The 18,955-nt window shown below is 37.9% G+C and carries 20 protein-coding genes and 1 pseudogene; 8 read left to right on the top strand and 13 right to left on the bottom strand.

The annotated features are described in order from the left end of the window. The 3 genes from AKG98_RS21675 to AKG98_RS22900 form a co-directional block, all read right to left on the bottom strand. Positions 1–722, bottom strand: a 722-nt coding sequence (locus AKG98_RS21675) for a ParA family protein (protein WP_228140392.1), incomplete at its 3' end; no start/stop codon positions are given. Positions 723–1,067: 345 nt separating this feature from the next. Continuing rightward, positions 1,068–2,492, bottom strand: coding sequence for a pentapeptide repeat-containing protein (locus AKG98_RS21670; RefSeq protein WP_067051208.1), 1,425 nt, complete (start codon positions 2,490–2,492; stop codon positions 1,068–1,070). A 226-nt stretch (positions 2,493–2,718) separates the two neighbouring features. Next, positions 2,719–2,841, bottom strand: a complete 123-nt coding sequence (locus AKG98_RS22900; protein WP_255358680.1) for a hypothetical protein — start codon at positions 2,839–2,841, stop codon at positions 2,719–2,721. A gap of 597 nt (positions 2,842–3,438) precedes the next feature. Between AKG98_RS22900 and AKG98_RS21665 the strand changes: the two genes are divergently transcribed. Beyond that, positions 3,439–4,170, top strand: coding sequence for an Abi family protein (locus AKG98_RS21665; protein WP_067051206.1), 732 nt, complete (start codon positions 3,439–3,441; stop codon positions 4,168–4,170). A 182-nt stretch (positions 4,171–4,352) separates the two neighbouring features. Here AKG98_RS21665 and AKG98_RS21660 read toward each other — a convergent pair whose 3' ends face one another. The 3 genes from AKG98_RS21660 to AKG98_RS22400 form a co-directional block, all read right to left on the bottom strand. Continuing rightward, positions 4,353–4,598 (bottom strand): hypothetical protein, encoded by a 246-nt coding sequence (locus AKG98_RS21660; protein WP_067051204.1) that lies wholly within the window; start codon positions 4,596–4,598, stop codon positions 4,353–4,355. A 788-nt stretch (positions 4,599–5,386) separates the two neighbouring features. Next, entirely contained in the window at positions 5,387–6,109 is a 723-nt protein-coding gene (locus tag AKG98_RS21650; RefSeq protein ID WP_067051197.1) for a recombinase family protein, read from the bottom strand. 121 nt (positions 6,110–6,230) lie between these two features. Continuing rightward, entirely contained in the window at positions 6,231–6,383 is a 153-nt protein-coding gene (locus AKG98_RS22400) for a hypothetical protein (RefSeq protein ID WP_157534187.1), read from the bottom strand. 147 nt (positions 6,384–6,530) lie between these two features. Between AKG98_RS22400 and AKG98_RS21645 the strand changes: the two genes are divergently transcribed. The 4 genes and pseudogenes from AKG98_RS21645 (at position 6,531) to AKG98_RS23070 (ending at position 9,194) form a co-directional block, all read left to right on the top strand. Next, positions 6,531–6,977 (top strand): RadC family protein, encoded by a 447-nt coding sequence (locus AKG98_RS21645; RefSeq protein ID WP_067051194.1) that lies wholly within the window; start codon positions 6,531–6,533, stop codon positions 6,975–6,977. A 46-nt stretch (positions 6,978–7,023) separates the two neighbouring features. Further along, positions 7,024–7,332, top strand: a complete 309-nt coding sequence (locus AKG98_RS21640) for a DNA-binding transcriptional regulator (RefSeq protein ID WP_067051192.1) — start codon at positions 7,024–7,026, stop codon at positions 7,330–7,332. Positions 7,333–8,012: 680 nt separating this feature from the next. After that, positions 8,013–8,732 (top strand): helix-turn-helix domain-containing protein, encoded by a 720-nt coding sequence (locus AKG98_RS21630; protein ID WP_067051186.1) that lies wholly within the window; start codon positions 8,013–8,015, stop codon positions 8,730–8,732. Between the two features lie 194 nt (positions 8,733–8,926). Then, positions 8,927–9,194, top strand: a pseudogene (locus AKG98_RS23070) (transposase). A gap of 192 nt (positions 9,195–9,386) precedes the next feature. Here AKG98_RS23070 and AKG98_RS21625 read toward each other — a convergent pair. The 3 genes from AKG98_RS21625 to AKG98_RS21615 are packed head-to-tail and all read right to left on the bottom strand — an operon-like array spanning position 9,387 to position 12,163. Further along, positions 9,387–9,641 carry a hypothetical protein gene (locus AKG98_RS21625; protein WP_067051184.1) on the bottom strand — a complete coding sequence of 85 codons (255 nt, stop codon included), beginning with the start codon at positions 9,639–9,641 and terminating at the stop codon, positions 9,387–9,389. After that, positions 9,638–11,359: a RiPP maturation radical SAM C-methyltransferase gene (locus tag AKG98_RS21620; RefSeq protein ID WP_067051183.1), complete on the bottom strand. Its 1,722-nt coding sequence runs from the start codon at positions 11,357–11,359 to the stop codon at positions 9,638–9,640. Before AKG98_RS21620 ends, AKG98_RS21625 begins: the two co-directional genes overlap by 4 nt. Continuing rightward, positions 11,360–12,163 (bottom strand): bifunctional 2-polyprenyl-6-hydroxyphenol methylase/3-demethylubiquinol 3-O-methyltransferase UbiG, encoded by an 804-nt coding sequence (locus AKG98_RS21615; RefSeq protein ID WP_067051176.1) that lies wholly within the window; start codon positions 12,161–12,163, stop codon positions 11,360–11,362. A gap of 314 nt (positions 12,164–12,477) precedes the next feature. On the opposite strand from AKG98_RS21615, the gene AKG98_RS21610 reads away from it, so the two are divergent. Further along, positions 12,478–13,653: an MFS transporter gene (locus AKG98_RS21610; protein WP_083544040.1), complete on the top strand. Its 1,176-nt coding sequence runs from the start codon at positions 12,478–12,480 to the stop codon at positions 13,651–13,653. 221 nt (positions 13,654–13,874) lie between these two features. On the opposite strand, the gene AKG98_RS21605 is transcribed toward AKG98_RS21610, so the two are convergent. From AKG98_RS21605 to AKG98_RS21595, 3 genes are all read right to left on the bottom strand, one after another. Further along, positions 13,875–14,390 carry a metal-dependent hydrolase gene (locus AKG98_RS21605; protein ID WP_067051166.1) on the bottom strand — a complete coding sequence of 172 codons (516 nt, stop codon included), beginning with the start codon at positions 14,388–14,390 and terminating at the stop codon, positions 13,875–13,877. After that, the gene (locus tag AKG98_RS21600; protein WP_067051163.1) at positions 14,387–15,121 is read right to left on the bottom strand and encodes a hypothetical protein; all 735 of its coding nucleotides are present in this window, start codon (positions 15,119–15,121) and stop codon (positions 14,387–14,389) included. The genes AKG98_RS21605 and AKG98_RS21600 overlap by 4 nt, the downstream gene beginning before the upstream one ends. Before the next feature lie 148 nt (positions 15,122–15,269). Beyond that, positions 15,270–16,010, bottom strand: coding sequence for a hypothetical protein (locus AKG98_RS21595; RefSeq protein ID WP_067051161.1), 741 nt, complete (start codon positions 16,008–16,010; stop codon positions 15,270–15,272). A 595-nt stretch (positions 16,011–16,605) separates the two neighbouring features. Here AKG98_RS21595 and AKG98_RS21590 point away from each other — a divergent pair. Beyond that, a complete protein-coding gene (locus tag AKG98_RS21590; RefSeq protein WP_067051159.1) occupies positions 16,606–17,634 on the top strand; it encodes a replication initiation protein in 1,029 nt (342 codons plus the stop codon). A gap of 245 nt (positions 17,635–17,879) precedes the next feature. On the opposite strand, the gene AKG98_RS21585 is transcribed toward AKG98_RS21590, so the two are convergent. Next, a complete protein-coding gene (locus tag AKG98_RS21585; RefSeq protein WP_067051156.1) occupies positions 17,880–18,374 on the bottom strand; it encodes a hypothetical protein in 495 nt (164 codons plus the stop codon). A gap of 72 nt (positions 18,375–18,446) precedes the next feature. Here AKG98_RS21585 and AKG98_RS21580 point away from each other — a divergent pair. Continuing rightward, positions 18,447–18,955 (top strand): recombinase family protein (locus AKG98_RS21580; RefSeq protein ID WP_067051217.1); only part of this gene is annotated, 509 nt, incomplete at its 3' end.

Raw genomic sequence — 18,955 nt, 5'->3', positions numbered from 1 at the left:
ACGGTTGAACCAGGCTGATAATTTAAAATTGTTTCACCGGTTACGCTTGCTTGGCCAATTACTTCAGTACGACGAATTGTCGTTTTTAATACCCGATCTCCAAGGTTATCGAGTTCCTCTTGCAAGTAGTTATTAATGAGTTTATTTGCTTTAGCGTACTCATTTCTGAACACCGCGTAATTTACATCTTCAGTTTCTTTAACTTCTTCTAGTGCATCCAAGAGATCTGCTAGACCGTTTAATGAAAAGCTTCCGCCATCAACAGGGATAAGAAATAGGTCTGCTGCCATCATGGCATTTACAGAAGTTAAGCTTAGGTTCGGTGGGCAGTCGAGTAACACAATATCGTAATCATCTTTGATAGAGTCCAATTGCTTTAATAGGATCCGTTCCCTGTGTACCTTCGTTAAACTTTGTTCTATCACTCGGCTTAGCCGAATATCAGTAGGGCAGACATAGAGATTTTCTATCACGCCTTTTTTAGACACTGCAGGGGTAATTGCTTTTTTGATAGGGTTGTTTTTAGCTGATTCAAATACGTCTGTTATCGATGATTCAAACTCGAATTCACCACCAGTCATAACCGCGGTTAGGTTGGCTTGCGGGTCTAAATCGATAACAAGAACACGTTTATTTTCTCTGGCTAGCTGGGCTGACAGATTGATTACTGTCGTTGTTTTGCCAACGCCGCCTTTTTGGTTGATCACTGCAATTGTTTTCACTTTATACCCCTGAATGAAAAGATGTAGTACAAATGTACTACATTTTACTTGGGTAAGGCAAGTGTATTGTTATACCTGGTTTATCCACTGTAATTGTGGATAAGGTTATATATTTAGCTGGAATCTATTTTCCCTATAATAGGGCTAAATTATCTTGCAAATATAAAGGCCTTAAATAATATTTAAGGTGTCTAAATAGGCTTTGGCGAAGGTTTCTTTTCCAAGAGGTAAAGTGACGCTGGGCATTGTCACCTTTATGTTAAACAGCCGCATATTAACGATTTTCATGCGTAATCTAGTCACTTCACTGCCATTCCGCGTATGAACTACAATAAATTAGATGAACTAAATTCTGAATCTATTTCGAAGCCCTAAGCCGATCAGGAAAAGACAAATGTATGAAAATACACTTAGGAGGTTTATTAAGGCTTTTCTACCACCAGATAATCCCAGCTCCTTCGCCGCATCTTTCCCCTCAATAACAAGACCACTAACAAACGGAATTGTCTTACTTAATGATAAATTGATTGCATTACCTAGATGATTAAACATTTTAGAATCAAAAGGTGTACCATAAAACGAAACAACTAAAATCAACAAAAACATACATATCAGCCAGCAGGAAGGCTTCAGTATTGATTGCCCGTAATTACTCATTTTATCAAACATAAAATCAAGAATACTAGCCATCATAGGCGTCTTTATCCATCTCTTAACCCGCATCTCATCTGCGTGGAATCTTAAAGCTGACTCATGATCTTTATTACTTTCTGCTAACTCTTTCAGCCGACCAAGCCGCGCTGCATCATCAATGTCTTTCGCTGTATTGAAAAAAAAGTTCTTAGCAAATTTTGGTTTACAGTACAAGTTATGAAGGTTTACATGATGACTGGTTTTAGTCCCTATTAAGTCGGTAATAAAATTCATTTCTGCGTATTGCCGTGGCGAATCTTCAGGTGTGCCATTAACTAACTCATATGACAGTGAAAAAGGCCCATCAAATGTTGCTTTATGAAAAGAAAAAATTTCGCAATTTTGACTAACTAAAATATTTGTAAATTGTGCATCACCAGTTATTTTTAATAATGCGAAATTAACGGTTTCGCCTTCAAATTTAGTTCTATTAAAATCCACTACTCCTTCACCGAAATTGGCACCACTAAAATCTACATCCCCTTTACCGAAATTGGTACCATAAAAAATCACATATCCCACACCGAAATTGACATTTGTAAAAATCACATACTTTGCACCGAAATTGGCACCAATAAAATGCACAACTCCTTCACCGAAATTGGCACTAGCAAAATCAACAACTCCTTCACCGAAATTGGCACGAGAAAAATCCACATTTCCTTCACCGAAATTGGCACCACTAAAATTCACAACTCCTTCATCGAAATTGGCACTACTAAAATTCACATTTCCTTCACCGAAATTGGCACCACTAAAATTTACATTACCTTTACCGAAGTTGGCACCACTAAAATCCACATTTCCTTCACCGAAATTGGCACCACTAAAATTTATATTCCCTTCACCGAATTTGGCACCAGAAAATTTTACGTTCCCTTTGGGAAACCTATAACGACTAAAGTTAAACTCTCTATTTAAACGGGGATCTGCCACACAATCGATATCATCAAAATCTACGCTAGCAAAACTTACATCCGCTTCAGGGTTTTCGTTCACCCATTGATTCCATACGTCTCTGCCTTTCTTCCATTTTTTTTTAGCAGCCTCACCTTCAAGTAACAGCCTTTCACTCATCTCTTCATCTATCCTTAGTAAACTTTAAAACTTTAAAACTTTAAAACCAGCCTTTTCTGCTGACTTCCCCAAGGGATACAGCTTATGTTACTCCATACGACGTGACACTTAATTTCGCTTTATCACCTTTATGTTCAATAGGCCGCATATCGACGATTTTGTCCCTAGATCTAAAAAGCCTCCAATTAGGAGGCCAATTTTAATGAACCACTACGAATTCCGTAGCTCACTTCTTTTTTGATGGTTTTAGTGCCGGAGTGTTTCCTGGAGTATCTTTGTTGTCACGTCGACGTTGATCTGGTTTACCTGTTGATTTAGCAATTGGCTTTGGGCCAGGTTTAAGTGCCATGATTGTAGAGCCTTTTTGTATACCCCTAAATTATTTAAGGGTTTCACCTTAATATATGCTTGTTATATATATTAAATTCAACCCCCAGAACAACTTACACATAATAATTATGCTCGTTATCACCTTTATGTTCAATAGGCCGCTCAGGGACGATTTAACCTACCTTATAGATAAAGGATACTTCAAAACTGTCTCCGGTATTATTTCACTTTAGTTTCACAGCGTGAAACATAGATAGCATGTATGATATCGCTAACTAAACAAACATAAAGCGTTAATAAACAGTGAGTTGCATGTAAACCGTCATGCTGGTATAATCATTTTAAATTAGCAGATGTGAACGTTAAAGATATTTCTTAAGCTGAGAAAGAGTAAGTTTTACTGGTTGATGGCAGCATAAAAATGAGTAACGAGGTCATATCAGATTATTGTTTCCATGGCAGAAACAAGTGAGCCACCTCAAAAGAGATGGCTCTAAAAACTCGCTACCTGCTGTCAATACCAAAATGGCGTCAGAGGACAGGGCTATCGCAACTAGAGGATATGCACCCTCAGATGTATATATAATAGCTCCAAAAAAAGAATAGGACAAGCTTTATGGATATCGAGTTGCTAGTTAATGGATTATCGAAAGAAAAACTAAACACTTTCGAGGATAAACTCGGGTGTAAAACAAACGAAGATAAAATAGCAACGTATATGTTTATGCAGGATCTGAGTAGCCATTACTTTACCATAATTCAAATAATAGAAGTTCATTTGAGAAACGCGATCCATAAAGCTGCAACTAATAAATTTGACGATGATGAGTGGTTCACTAACGTTCCAACGAGTCAAAAATCTAAAAATCAAGTAGATAAAGCTATCGAAGATAGTCTCGAGAATGTTGGTGTCAAATATACAAGTGATGATGTGATCGCAAATTTATCTTTTGGATTTTGGGTTCATATGCTCCATGAAGATTACGGTAACCCTCGGAAAAAAGAAAAAAACTTATGGCAATATAAATTCGATGACGCTTTCCCTTACGCAAAAAATAAAGGTAAAAAAAGAGCTGCATTATTTCGTGAGCTAGGGACGCTAAATAAGTTTAGAAATAGACTGTATCACCACGAACCGGTATGGAAACAGGTCAAAGTTAATAACATCAATGATGCTATTAAGGTGCTCGACAATCATTATGATAAACATATACAATTTCTATCTTACATGTCTAAAGATGCTGTAACGCTAATAGAAACACTAGGGTTAGCCAATAAGTTTAAGCAAAGTTGTAAAAAAGAAAACTTAGAAGCATACAAAGCTAAACTCGCAGCGTTAAATGAATAGTAACTGGAAAGCCAATGCACATAACGCACGTTATGTAAGATTAGGCCTGAATAATGGTTCGCTGTGTTAAATATAGCGAACCAACACCCACCAATAATTACTCTATGCACGTAGCTGACGGCCATTAAGCCAACTAGTTAAAAGGGCGCCTTCTTATTTAGTTGTGCAGTCAATCACCATACTTAAAACCGATCATCATTGTTATTCGCGTTATCATTTTTATGTTCTAAGTGGTTTGAATTTAAATAAGACTCAGTTATTTCAATTATTTTTGGCATCCCCATAGCCCCCACAATAAGACATAAAACCTGAACTATACGAAATAAAGAATCAATATCGGCAGGGAAAAATTGCATGATGATCGCGGGGACCATTGATATGAAAATACCAATATATATAGATACTGATTTTATAGTTTCTTTTTTCATTATAATGATTCCAATTATTGAATACTGCGTATATCACGCACGTTATGTAAGATTAGGTCTGAATTATGTTTCGCTACGTAAAATCTAGCGAACCAATTTCTGGTGACAAATAACTCTACGCCCTTAATTTTATCAACATAAAGGTTACTAGGTAATATTTATCGTTCCGTTTGTTGTAATAGGGCGAAACCACCTCCCCAAGTCCCTGAACTAAAATCGCGCTCGTTGTTCGGCTAAGCCCGCCGGACTGGGTGGCGATGAAAACAAGGGGAATGGGCACCCCTCGCGCCTTCGTACTCCACAACTTGTGCCTCAGCCACTACGCATTCCGCTTCGCAATTACTATATCTGTGCACGTTGCCCGACCATGCCTCAACCTCCCAATACAAAGCGCTACATCAAGCAAAGAGCCGCTTCATGTAGCAAAACTGCTTTGTATTTTCCGGTAGAGGCATCGTCTAATGTATTTGGTGTTGTCCGTGATTGCCAAGCTCCACGCTCCGTGACCTCGGCACAAATTGTTTCGCTACTCCGGCACTCTGCCACACCCAAAGCCTGTGCCCATTCCCCTTGTTTACATTTACTTTGCCGCCCAGTCCGGCGGGCTTAGGCTCTGTCGCTGCTGCATTAAATCTTGTGCTCGCTGTTGGTGTTGTCATCGTTCAGGGACTTCCGCCACGCCCGAAGCCTTCGGTGGTTTCGCCCTAGTCCTGCGATCACATCAGTTTTGTGGTCGCTAGTGGTCATTTTGATAAGTTCTGTTACATGTGATAGAACTTATGTAGGGTTTATATATTTTGTTCTATTCGCTCAATGATCCGTTTTACTGTGGTTGGTTTGAATGATAAACCGCGGGCTGTTTTCACTCCTGCATTGTTTAGTGCGTCGGCTATGTGCTGCAGTGGGCGGCCAATGAGTGGGGTTATGATAACTTCTATGCGTTGTGCAAATTGGTCTGCGTTTTGTTTTCGCACCTTGTTCATTTCCGTTAATGATTCGGGATGATGGCCGCCAATTTTACGTATTAAGGTTTTACCATCATGGTCCAGTTCGTCAGCTGATACGCCTTTGGCGATCAGGTCAGCATTGCGCTCTTTAATTGATTTTAAGCCGGCTTTGGTGCGTATTGAAATGAAGTCGCGCTCTTGCTCGGCTAGGGCCGCGTAGATGTGTAGCTGAAATTTGTCGGCGTTCGGCATCGATGCAACGGTTAGTGATAGTTGCTTATCCTCCATCACTTTTGCGATGAAAGAAACTCGACGAGATAGCCGATCTAGTTTTGATACCAGTAATGTCGCTTTGTTTTTTTTGGCCAACGCTATCGCGTTAGCCAGTTCTGGCCGTTCATCATTCTTGCCTGATTGTATATCCTGGCATGTGTGAATAACTTCGTGATCCGCTGGTGCGTAGTTATCCAGGTACAATTGTATGTCGCGCTTTTGCGCGTCTAAACCATTCCCGGACTTACCTTGCTTCTTTGTTGATACGCGAAAATAGGCGATATATTGCATTTTTGTCCTCGTTATTACTGGGTTTTACATAACGTAACCTTGGTTACGTATGTAAAATTAGTTTAGCTATCCTTTTTCGGCTACTTTTTATGGATATTTTGTTACATGTGACAGATATTTATTAGTTATCTTCATGACTACTGCTGTCACCGTAACATCCCTGCTGCGCAGGAATACCAGCGGCTTCCCGTGCCCAAGCTTCTTCATAGACTGCACTAAATGCCCTGCAAAAAACCGCAGAGTATTTAGTTTGCCCATTACGTAGCTTCGGCACCCGCCACGCCCGAAGCCGGCCGCTGGGGTTGTTATGCACTCGTTTTTATTGTCGTTATTTACAAATACAAGTTGCCGCCCCAGTGGGGCGGTCTATGTTTAAGTGGAAGGTCGGGGATTACCCATGACCACGATTAGGAATTTATTCATGTTTTCACTTAAAGAAATAGCGGTAATTACAGAAGCAAACTCAATTTTGGATAAAACAGCACGGTATACCAATTCTATTTGTATACCCTCGTTAGCTTTTTCCTTATGTCGAACAAAACTGGCTCATTTAGAATCAGAAGCTTTTGCTGTTGCGTATCTTGATTGTAAGAACCGTTTGATCTCATTTGATGTTGTATTTACAGGAACGGTAAATCGTGCAAATGTATATTCTCGTGATGTTGTGAAATTGGCACTTAAATATAATGCAGTAAACGTGATATTCTCACATAATCACCCATCGGGTGAACCAACGCCCTCTGCAGCTGATAAAGCCGTTACTAAACGCTTGGCTGAAGCATTAACGCTATTCAATATTAGCGTTTTAGACCACATCATTGTTGGTGCTGAAGGTTGTACTAGCTTCGCAGAAAGAGGCTTGATTTAGTAGTTTAAGAGAGGGCTCTGCCCTCTCGTAATATGAGCGATTACCTATGAGTGCTGATTTATCTAAAATACCGACATCAATTGATGATTTTAAATTGCTCCCGTGCTCTCGAGATATTGCTGATGTTGATTTTGTTGCTCCAGGTCCATTGGAAGTTAAAGCACTACGGAATTTAATTGGATTTAGTCAAAATGATTTAGCTAAATTTGTAGGGGTGACTTACAACCTGAGGAAAGGTTCTACAGCTGTTAGAAAGTGGGAAACAGTTTCAGGTAATGAAGCTAGGCCAATTTCGTTATCAGCTTGGAAACTAATGCAAATCAAAGCCGGTTTGATCGTAGTTGACGCTGTGTAAGTTATTCGTACTTCTATCTTGTCGCTGAGCGTCAAGCCATTGGCCTCCCAGCACCTACGCCGTTTACAGCTTTTGTGACAAACATACTGCGTAAACACCAACACAGAATGTTTACCACTTCAGCTATTTCACCCGCTCCGGTACTCGCCACCCCCGAAGCCGGCCAATGTTCGGTGCATGCATCACGTTATATTTTGTATTTAGTTTGGTTGCAGCCAAATCATCCCTGCTGCGCAGTGATACCAGCGGCTTCCCGTGCCCAAGCTTCTCCATAGACTGCACTAAATGCCCTGTAAAAACCACAGAGTATTTAGTTTTTCCATTACGTAGCTTCGGCACCCGCCACGCCCGAAGCCGCCGCTGGGCTGGGTTCTGCGCAATGTCTTTGAATTTTATATTACGCTGTGCGCCTGCTGTTTTTACGCGTCTGTTGTATTCTCGATCCCGGGAGCTGTTTCGATCTGTAGTGTCGTAGATCGGCATTTTGGCCACAATGCCAATATCATTAATAATGATTTAATTCTTTCGTTATTTGTTTAATATTAGTAATATCTTACATATTTTTTTCTGGGCTAATGATTTTTTGTATGGAAATTCAATAAGATAATATCCAGAACATTACTTCAAACTTAATTTCTAAGTTCCAGCCTATGAATATCTTATAAAGTGGTATAAATAAGATGAACTATAACAAAGATTTTTATTACTTTTTATCAGAAGAAATAAAATGGGAATTAAAGCGTTGTGCTATTAACTACAAAGAACTAGCCAAAAGGATGTGTGTATCTGAAAAAACGGTTGTTCGTACTTTAAATCAGCATCAGCATATGAATCTAGAACGCTTACAGACTATCTGTAATATTTTAAACATCCCAATTTCAGAACTCTTTAAAAGGGTTGAGAATAAAATAGGTAGAGTTGCATATTTCAACGATGAGCAGGATGCACTATTCACTCAAAATTCAGAGTTATACGAATTATTCAAATTGTTACATAAAACCACAAATATGAAAATGTTGTGCGATATACTGGTTTGTGAGAAAAGTGTTATGTATTTAAGATTAAGAGAATTGGAAAAAGTTAAAGCTATAGTTCTAGGATTAAATAATACGATTAAACTTATCGTGCCTTACTATGCTGTTTTTAAACCCGACTCATTATACGCTAAAAAGATCACTAAAAAAACGATGCAAAACTTACTGAATAATTGTTTAGAGGAAAAGGATAATAGCACAATTAAAGTCATTAATGTTGAGTTGACAATAGAGGAGTTTGATGTCTTTTTAACTATAGTGAAAGAACAGCTTTTACATCTGATGAGATGTCAGCATAGAAGAGAAATGAGTGATACTAGCTCGTATACAATTGCTCTTTTAGCCCATAATTCCAGTGAAACATAGGTAATTATTCATGATTTTCATGCGTTATTAACGTAAACGCTTAGTTAAACCCACCGACCAAATATTTTCAGTTATTGCATGATTATCTCTTCATTAAATGAAGGGATAAAACCATTGTCGTTGCTAAATACTGTGGTGCGCTACCGATTGACTGATACTTTTCTTGCGGAGGCTTTGAAATCACCCTAGGCACATTGGCTAATTGGTGTATTAAAAGTGCTGAATTACTCAATCCATTATTAACGGTAATGAAAACACATTTACTTGTTCAATCAACGCTCTGTGAAGATGAGACAATGATCCAAGTACTTGATGAAAAGGATAGAACTGCACAGCAAAAATCATACATTTGGGTTTGCAGGTTACTTACAATGCGATGGTTACAGTGTTTATGAAAATATCGACGATATTATTCCTGTTGGTTGTTGGGCTATGCAAGACGTAAGTTTCACGATGCCTTAACCGCACAGCCCAAAAAATAGGTAAAGCCACTGTAGCATTACATTCAATCGCTTTACGCGATAAAGAAAAAAGCCGAATCGTTAACCTGAAAAGTAAAATGGTCAATGCCGATCCATAACTGGAAAGCAGCTATGAATCGTTTTATTATTGAATTTGAGGACCGATTAAAAGATCATCTCTATACAGAATAATTTACAGGGCCTGTTGTTCAAGTAGTATGTTTGTTTTAATCTGGTTTAAAAAGAAGTCTGTTAGGTCTGAGTGTGATATTTCAATCCCTTTATTTTTTAACATCGGAATCAGTGATTCAATATCTATGGATTTGTTTGTTTGACATAAAATATTTACGGCATCACTATTTACTTTAAATATTTTATCACAACATTTTATAAATTGTTCTGTGCCAATTTCGATAAAAACAGCATCTGGATTTAACTTATATTTCATATTATTCTCTCGATTGACAAGGCTAGCACACGGTCAAATTCAATCATTACTAGTTTTTTATTAATCAAACTATCCATAGTGTTATTATCATTAAATTTAAGTTTTGACATTCTAATGCTATCTAAGTGATCAACTATTTCTGTATATAATAATGATTCAGGTGCTGTTAGCACGTACTCGTTAAAATGTTCTGTGTTTCGGTTATCACTAATAGATACGAGACCTAACTCTATTATTTGATGATATAGGCTGTATGTTTTACTTTTCCATAGCGCAATTTGGGACTGAATTTTATTATGTAATGATATGACTACATCTGTTCTCGTATCTTCATATTCGAAATGGTAGGCCAAATTGAATATTTCATTTTCTTTTAATTCAGGGAACGCATTTGAGTATGCCACAACTGGTCTTATATTTTTTAACTCGAATTTATCAGGATCCATAAATATGGGGCTGTATCGATCTAATCTAAATGAACAACTAGCATCTGGTGGCTGTAAATGCATAAGCGCTGGAATTAGATCTAACATTTCGCGTAATGATGTTTCTAATTCTCCGGGAATATTCAGTAAGATGTTCCAATCAACATCGATATTGAGTCTCGCGCTATTAACTAAGAGCACAACATTTTGCAGGGCTGATACTCCTTTATCCATGCACTTTAAAATCTGTGTTGAAAGGCTTTCTATACCTGGTTGAATTCTCAAAACATTAGCTTGCTTTAGAGTTAATAGTTTCTTGTATGTTATATTTGATTTAATTTCATAAAAATAGCTGACTTCTGTTGGAAGTTTTGCCAGCTCAGGTAATAATGTTTTGTAGTATTGGTCTGGCATGATGTTATCAACGAAAGCTAATTCATCGATATGAGAGCCATAGTTGTCTATTATCGTTTTTATTTCATCTAATACCTTGCTAGAAGATTTTTGGCGATAAGCCATAGTCCCCGCATTTAGTCCACAAAATGTGCATTGTTTTTTTGCTCCCCAAGAACAGCCTCGTGATGTTTCGTAGAACACGAATGGCTTTATTAACAAACTAATTGGTGATTTTTTATATCGTTTAAAGAAATTTGAATAGTCAGGTAGTAAACTATCATCCAAGTTTTCGAGTTTGTTAGGTGAACTATTGGTTAAGATTAATGTATTACGGTTTAGGACCGATTTATGTTGATAAGTAGATCCTTTATTTAAGTGTTTGATTAGATCTAAAAAAATAAACTCACTTTCCCCTTGAAACAAGTAGTCAATCTGATTAAATGATGCAAATAATTGATTACCCATCGGGGTATCTAACGATGCACCTCCGAATACAACTACAGAGTTAGGGCTAAGTTTCTTAATTTCTTCTGCAATCCATAAAGATGATCTTATTTGCTGGAAGAGGCAGGAAAATGCATAAATGTCATATTCACAATGTACTAATTCTTTTGCTTTTTCTTTATGCCATAACGCAACTTTTTCCTCATCGTCAGTACGCATCAACGGTGATTTACGCTCGATATCGCTGATAAATTGCTCACCTTGAAGTTTTTCTGGTGCTCCATTGGCTAGTTCTTGGTACTCACTAATTCCAAAATGCTCTACATAATCAATATTTAAATAATGTACGTCAGCGTTAAATTTTGCTTGTGTTATGTGAGATTGTAAAATTGATAGGCCTATTGATGGGCGATCTATTGCTGCGAATGGTGCGCAAATCAGTGCGATGTCCATTTATTTCCCCATTACGGCATGAATATAAAAATAGTTTTGGTTGTGTGCAGATTGAAATTTTTCGATTGCGCTATAACCCATTTGAAAAAGTAAATATTTTAAGTGTTCAAAGCTGTGTTTATAAAAGTGTGACTCGTTTATCTTTATTTTACCTTTAATATCAATTGTTAAGCTGCGATTGACTAAGCAGCTATTAGAATCTACAAAAAATCTTTTTATGATCCGAAGGTGAGATACGTTAGAAAAGCAGGATGGACTCTCTCTATAGTTAAAGGATAAAGATTTATTAACTAATTTGTCTATAAATTGTGGATGCATCAATTCGAGTATAATTGTATGTTTTTTTCCTAGTTTTTTTTTTAATTCTTTTAAAAAATCAAGTTCATTAGATAACTCATTAAATAAACCATATAAAACTAAACCACAGTCATACTTTTTATCAGTAATATGCTCGGAGATTGAATTGCAAAAGAACTCTGCATTAGGGTAAGTTTTCTTAGCATATTCTATTGCATAAGGGGATATATCTAATCCATGATATGTGAAACCATAATTTAAAAAACCATTTGCGTATAAACCCGGTCCACAACCTACATCTAAAATTGATTGCACATCTTCATTTTTAATTACATCGCTTAGTAGACTTATTTCAAGGTCAATTTTCCCTTTCGATCTTGATGCAGAATCATTGTTAGAACTGAAATGCTCATTTAACATGAGCTTGCTAAAATCTTTATTCGCGTAATTAAATAATGCATCATACCGCTTCGAATTAGTAAAAAAAGACCTTAATATCTTTATCATAATTGAGTTTTCCATAAGGTAGACAGAAGTATTTTTAATGTACTCCTGTCTATTTATTTACATAATATTTTTACCTGTTGGAAATGATACTTCTTCGACGATTGGTGTTGATTTAGTTTCCATAATTAATACTCCATCTAATTAAAAATATGCTGTAAGTAGCTGTTATATTTAGCTACTTTTAGACTTACTCTTCAAGTTAAATAACCATATGGACAAAAAACGTCCTAATACAAACTGTTTTACGTCCCTTTTTTACTTAAAAATTTGGTAGGAATAATTTGTTTTATAATCCAATAAAAAGGATATTAAAATTGAATGTAAATATACTATCACTATCACTTTTTAACTTACTTTCATCAATGAGCTTGTCGGCATTTTTATTGATGCAACAGCACAGCTTAATTAGTATTTTTAACCAACCAACTCAAATGGGTATTTTGTTATCTATAGGATTTATTCCTCGAATATTTCTAATGCCACTTGGAGGTTTAGTTGCGGATAAATATGAGAAGCGTATTTTATTGCTTTATGTTAATTATCTTAGATTAGCAACATTTTGTTTGTTAGTTATTTATTTTCATCTCGATAACATAAATTTAATGATGATATATATTAGTACGTTTATCGTTGGCTCTCTGGATGCATTTCAAGTACCGGTGGTTAATGCAATGTTACCCCGGTTGGTACCAAAAGAAGGTTTATATAAAGCAAATACATTGTTGAGTGCGTCTAGTCAATTAGGTTTAGTATCTGGTCCCTTCATTTCTGGATTTATATTAGATCGATATCCTTTAACTATGGCTCTAATTCTAAACGTCATTGCTATTGCGATCGCTTGTATATGTATACACTGCCTTCCATCAGTTGCGATCTATGCCAAGCAAAAAAAGAAAGGTATAATTGAAGGGTTAAGCGAGGGCGTTGCAATAATTAGGCAGTTTTCTTTTGGGCACCAACTTGTATTGTTAGCAGTACTTAATTTTATTTTTAACGGTGTTTTGATCGCTATAACACCTCTTTGGGTCCAACAAATTTTTGATTATCAGGCCTCATTAGTAGGGGAGTTGAATGCTACATTTGGATTTGGTGTAGTTCTGTTATCTATAAGATCAATTGTAAGTAAAAATAAAGTTAATGCGCCTTTAATCGTTAAGGCTTGCTTACTGGCTATTATGATTTGTATCCTATCAAGTATTAACAATTTAGCCGCGGCTCTTCTAATTTATGCGATCTTTGGTTATTTGGTTTCATCGATCAATGTAACTATAGTCAGTGATTTACAGTGTAGAATACCAAAAGAAAATATAGGAATTGCTATATCGATTACGGTTTTCCTTGCTCAAGCATTTTTACCCATATCCTTTCTTCTTATTTCTATGTGTATTCAGGTTGGTCTTAGTCCTAGTCAAGTTATTCTAATATACGGAATAGTATTATTATTTATCTTACTTGTTATGCAAGTGGCTAAGTACTTGAAGCATCGGTAAGTGTTGTCGTGGTTTAGTAAATTTGGCCTCCTAATAGGAGGCTTTTTAGAGCTAGGGCTAAAATCGTCCCTGATCGGCCTATTAAACATAAAGTGATAATGCGCAGTGTCAAAAGGATATTAGATCAAAATGTCACTCGAAATCTTTAAAATCCCACTTAAACCTTGATGATGACCGCTTAAATGTATAACAATTGTTATACATTTATTTGGGCTCAAATATTACATCAACTTAAACCGATTTGCTTTCCATTCGCTCGCATCAATCATGCCTTCGGCATACAGTCCCGACCAATCGTAAAAGTACGGTGCGAAGCTATCCCCGATCATCGCATTGAGCGTGATGGATATCATAACTACAATTGCTGATATGGCATATTCAACGGGTTCACCGGTTCTGAATCGCCCGCCGAATAGATGAAAGCGTCGATCTGAATAGGGCGAGAACGGAACACCACTTACTGTCATGGCGTCGGTTAGAATATGAGAAAACCCACCCCAACAGAATGCGGCAAAGATGCCATGAAAATCCCACAGGAATGAAGTTGCGATCCCTGCTATTAACCAGTGCGTGAATACGTGGGTTGTGGTTCGGTGTTTTACCGGCCTACCAACCGCTTTAAGCAGACTTTCCATCCAATCCGGCGCAGTTGCACCGGCAATCGCCGGCGCGACGAGTGAGGGGGATATAACTGCAGCAATGGAACCGGCGATCAGTATGTGGTTGATCCACTTCATTGCGTTTGCACTGTGCTGGGTAGGTTGGCTACGCTAACTAGGTAATTATTCAAATTGCTTGATTTCTCGCTGTCGCACATGGCGACAAGCGCGAGTCGATGCTCGGTTGCCTCTGCCGTTGTTTTGATGATGTTACGCTGTGCGCCAGCTGTCTTTTCTAAATATTTTATCTGCTCATCTACACCGACAATGCCTTGGGAAACCCGCGCTTGCGCGCGTGCTTCCATCGCAATGTAAATGCCAATTTCACGATAGGCATAATTGCGGTTGGCCAGTGCCTGGGCGAAGCCGGCAACGTGCGCGGCTGTTTTTACGCGCCGGTTGTATTCTCGATCCCGGGAGCGGCTTCGATCTGTGGTATCGTAGATCGGCATTTTGGCCACAATGCCAATATAGTGATCGGTTATATCTGGCCAGTCGTTGTCATTAAATTGATCGGTATTGGCTTTGTAGCCTGCGACTAAATCTACCGAAATCTTGAATGTCGACTGCTCTGGATAGCAGTTAAGCGCAGCGTAATAGATGCTATCTGTATCGATAAGTGGTGATCGTGTTAATGGATCCACCGGTCTTTTGAATGATTCACTTTTCCCGTGTAATCGTGGTACCTCGAATGGTAACACTGTGGGTTTATTTTCCGCTTGCTGCCAAGGTAGTTCAATTGCCCTGGCAAGCGAAATGCTTGCTATCTGTGCCGCAATAATTAACGCGCATAAATTCCATTTCTGCATTCGTGTCCCTGTATGTTTCAAACAATTCTATGTAGCTAGTTAAATAATTTGGTCCTGCTGGTGTTGATATGACTGCGAACGTTAATCATGTGAGTAATATACTGGCCGCGGTAATACGTAGCGTGATTTTCATTATTTTTTTCATTTTTTAATCAGGTTTTGCTGCATTACGGCCTGTACCTAACATTTGTAAACCGCCCAGTATTAGCGCGACTTCCCATACACCTGAAACAGCAAATCCTGCGATCATTAACCACAACATGATCCGTGTAGCATCGTAACTTGCGTCACTGTCTAACTCGGTTCGTTGCGGGCTTGCTCGCTCTACGAGCGTGCGTAAGCTCGGCGACAGCCGGTTTTCAGCACTGGCTGTCATGAGCCAGATCCGAGTAGACATCATGAGCTGGCGAACAAACTGGAGTTTACGACCTGTGAGCTTGTGGGCATCGTCCAGGAACAATAATGTCCCGGTTTCATGTAAGTAGCGTGCTGTTTCGCTGATGCGTTGTTTTTGACTCAGTTTGCGCCAGTGGCGCGCTTCACTATCTGTCTGTTCTGCGGCTTCCCGTTCTTGGGCATCAAACCACTTTGCTACGTGCGTAGCATCGACCCAGTCGGAGACTGGATCTAACGCCGAAATATATACAGGCTGACTTTTTATTTTGGCACTCCAAATTGGTTCCCAATCATCATAAAGCCGCTCTAACCAACGCGTTTTTCCCGAATCGTGTGCGCCAGTAATGAGCTGGCTCTTTGTGCGTTTGATACAAGTTTCTTTACGCTCGTGGCTTTTAGCGAAACGCCGTGGCGTATCGATTATCGAAGGCGTTTTCATTTCACTGCCGTCGGCTCGAAGAGCCGAAACTCGCTTAATTTTCAAGAATCTCATGTTCGGAATCCGTGACACTTTTTCCGATTTTTTTTGCAAAAAAATCAGTTCGCTAAGGGGGATAAAAATATTGTAGTTTGAGAATATCCAACGAGTCATGAAATATTCGAAAAAAACGTTCATTTAAGTCGAACGAATTATAGGCTTTTGGATGGCATTATTATTAATAATGGAGTATATGAGCTACCTATAAATAGTAAGTGTGCTTGTAGTTGGGAATGAAAATATTTTGGAGAAGAACTGTTATATTTATTCTTGTTGAAATAGTTTTATGTATGACGAAGAGAAAGGTAGCTTTACGCCAATAGAGATATTTTATTTACGGCAAGATTAAACGATCAACTCGATCCTTCGTTAGGCAGGATCATAAAATGATTAACAAATATTTCAGTTTTGTTGTAAGATAGTTTGATTGGTTACTGACTGAAGAAGTTGGTGCTAGACAAAATTTAGACAGAAAAAAACCCTGGAAAATAAACTGCTACTTTGGCGAGGAGACGTTTATTAATCAGGGCATTTCATAAATCTTAGGATAATTATATGTGTTTAATTACAATTTATCAAGCATCCAGACGCCAAATAAGCACAGCTATGATTGCTTAATAGCCTACGCCTTAGTTATAACGACATAAGTGTTAAAGTAAAAGCTGATATTTATAACGCACTGCCAAACAAACCATACTGTTCAAATTCAAAACGTTATACGATTATTCGTAGTAAATATTACGCCCAGGATAAACCGTATATTCAGATAAATAACCCTAATCTTAAACGTTATCTTATCGTTGATATTGATGAAAGTGATGCTTATTCGACCTTATTAGATAGTCGATTACCGCAACCGACTTATATCTCAATTAATCGTGTTAATGGCCACCTGCAGTGTGCTTGGAAGTTACGTGATGCTGTAAGTACGTCGTATAACAGTCGTGTTTCCCCTATGAAGTTCCTTGCTGCTATTGATGCGGCATACAATTATCGTTTAAACGGTGATACGAGCTTTGGTGATTGTCTTGCCAAGAACCCGCTGCATGAGCATTGGTATAATGAATATTACGATACTGAATACACACTACATGAATTAGCTGACTATGTTGATCTTAGCGAAAAAGACGCAAGCAATATAGCCGCCAATGATGATGTATCCGGTCTTGGTCGTAATAACACTGTATTCGATATAGCCCGTAAAAAAGCATATGAAATGGTACGTAAAGCTGTATCTAAGCCACTCTTTCAATCGTGGCAATCAGATATATTGGCCAGCTGTGAATCCCTAAATAAACAGTTCTCAATCCCCATGCAGCATAATGAAGTGAAGAATATCGCGCGCTCTATTGCGCGTTATACTTTTAAAATGTGGGCGCAGTTTGTCCATAACATGGATAATTTTAGGGCTGTACAGGCTGTTCGAGGTGCTATTGGCGGTAAGCGGGGTAGTAATAAAGCATTGTCAGGCGCTAAAGGTGGCGCTAAATCGAAGCGTAGAGGCTCGATTAAAAAAGAGTGTTTGTTATCTAAGGTATTGGCTATGAAGTCACAGTATTATAATCATCGCGCAATAGCGGAAGATCTTAATATTAGTGCGTCAACAGTATCGCTTTGGTTGAAAGCTGCGAGATCCTGATCGATCTAAGCAAGCCTTATCAGTTAATAGCCCCATCTGGGGCGGTTTTTTGTGCAGGTATTTTTTATCTATGCATTTATGAGCTCTTTTATGCGTATTGAATGAATATCTAGGCGCGCGTCAAATTTTTTCTAAATTTGCATAAATACGCAAGCTATAACTATTACCTAGTAATATTTATAATGGGGGTTAATTATGAAATGTCCTACATGTGAAGAACATATTGGTTGGGATTGGGTTGATGATTAACTACAGCGTTTAGTTATATCGCGGTAAAGCTCATGAAGTTCATCTTCTAGCTTTAGATCATTATCTTTGCAGAGTTCTTTCATCATTTTTAGATAAAGGTACTCATCTTGGTTAAACTCTAAAATGAAACGTTCGTTATCAGTAAGTTTATTTTTTTTCTTATAGCGGGCTTGAGACTGTGCATTCTTAAATGCTATTTTCAATCCAGCCATGCTATCAATGAAACTATTTGAATCATGAAAAGCAGTTTCGTTAATCTCGGCGATTAACTTTATATGTTTTGGGCTTAATGTTTCAGGTTTATGTGTAAATACATCGTATTCCAGTTCAAATTCAGATTCTAAATGATGGCATTCTTTTCTATCGATATTAATCTGTTCAACTAATTGAGAAACCCGATCATCAGTTAACTTCTTTGTTCTCGCTTTGATATAATCAATGAATTCATCGCAATTATCTATATTGATTAAGCCAACCTTTTTTCGTCCCATTTTTCCATTCCAATAAAATAATTATTACCTAGTAATATTTATTTTAGCAGAGTATTTAATTATTACTAGGTAATATTAATATTTAACTTACTGATCTATGCCAATAGCCACAATCTGACCGGGCTTAATTTTATTGAGGATACGGTTTCGGGTAAGAATAAATGGAAAGATCGTAAATTAGGTGAATTGGTTGATAGCTTGGTTAAAGGTGATGTGATCATATTTGCCGAAATTTCACGAATGGCCCGTTCAACACTCCAAGTGCTTGAGATATTAGAAAACTGTATTTCTCGCGGTATATCGGTACATATTACCAAGCAGAATATTGTTTTAGATGGCTCTCTGCAGGCTAAAATTATGGCCACAATGTTAGGACTTGCTGCAGAGATAGAACGTGACTTTATTTCGATGCGAACCAAAGAAGCGCTTGCTGCACGTAAAGCTGCAGGTCAAAGGTTGGGGCGTCCAAGAGGGCCTGCTGAAAACTTAAAGTTAGATAAATTCCGCCCTGATATCGAGAAATATTTGAGAAAAGATCTTTCTGTTCGCTCGATAGCTAAGTTAATTGATCAGCCGGTGAC

The organism is Moritella sp. JT01 (assembly GCF_001574435.1).
GTDB lineage: Bacteria > Pseudomonadota > Gammaproteobacteria > Enterobacterales > Moritellaceae > Moritella.
The sequence above is the reverse complement of the archived record's forward strand: the minus strand, read 5'-3'. Positions and strand labels throughout refer to the sequence as shown.

Coding starts and splice junctions, on each gene's coding strand:
- AKG98_RS22900 (WP_255358680.1), bottom strand. CDS start 2,841: ATGGCACTTAAACCTGGCCCAAAGCCAATTGCTAAATCAACAGGTAAA.
- AKG98_RS21670 (WP_067051208.1), bottom strand. CDS start 2,492: ATGAGTGAAAGGCTGTTACTTGAAGGTGAGGCTGCTAAAAAAAAATGG.
- AKG98_RS21660 (WP_067051204.1), bottom strand. CDS start 4,598: ATGAAAAAAGAAACTATAAAATCAGTATCTATATATATTGGTATTTTC.
- AKG98_RS21665 (WP_067051206.1), top strand. CDS start 3,439: ATGGATATCGAGTTGCTAGTTAATGGATTATCGAAAGAAAAACTAAAC.
- AKG98_RS21585 (WP_067051156.1), bottom strand. CDS start 18,374: ATGGGACGAAAAAAGGTTGGCTTAATCAATATAGATAATTGCGATGAA.
- AKG98_RS21625 (WP_067051184.1), bottom strand. CDS start 9,641: ATGAAATATAAGTTAAATCCAGATGCTGTTTTTATCGAAATTGGCACA.
- AKG98_RS21615 (WP_067051176.1), bottom strand. CDS start 12,163: ATGATAAAGATATTAAGGTCTTTTTTTACTAATTCGAAGCGGTATGAT.
- AKG98_RS21630 (WP_067051186.1), top strand. CDS start 8,013: ATGAACTATAACAAAGATTTTTATTACTTTTTATCAGAAGAAATAAAA.
- AKG98_RS21645 (WP_067051194.1), top strand. CDS start 6,531: ATGTTTTCACTTAAAGAAATAGCGGTAATTACAGAAGCAAACTCAATT.
- AKG98_RS21605 (WP_067051166.1), bottom strand. CDS start 14,390: ATGAAGTGGATCAACCACATACTGATCGCCGGTTCCATTGCTGCAGTT.
- AKG98_RS21650 (WP_067051197.1), bottom strand. CDS start 6,109: ATGCAATATATCGCCTATTTTCGCGTATCAACAAAGAAGCAAGGTAAG.
- AKG98_RS21620 (WP_067051183.1), bottom strand. CDS start 11,359: ATGGACATCGCACTGATTTGCGCACCATTCGCAGCAATAGATCGCCCA.
- AKG98_RS21595 (WP_067051161.1), bottom strand. CDS start 16,010: ATGAGATTCTTGAAAATTAAGCGAGTTTCGGCTCTTCGAGCCGACGGC.
- AKG98_RS21600 (WP_067051163.1), bottom strand. CDS start 15,121: ATGCAGAAATGGAATTTATGCGCGTTAATTATTGCGGCACAGATAGCA.
- AKG98_RS21640 (WP_067051192.1), top strand. CDS start 7,024: ATGAGTGCTGATTTATCTAAAATACCGACATCAATTGATGATTTTAAA.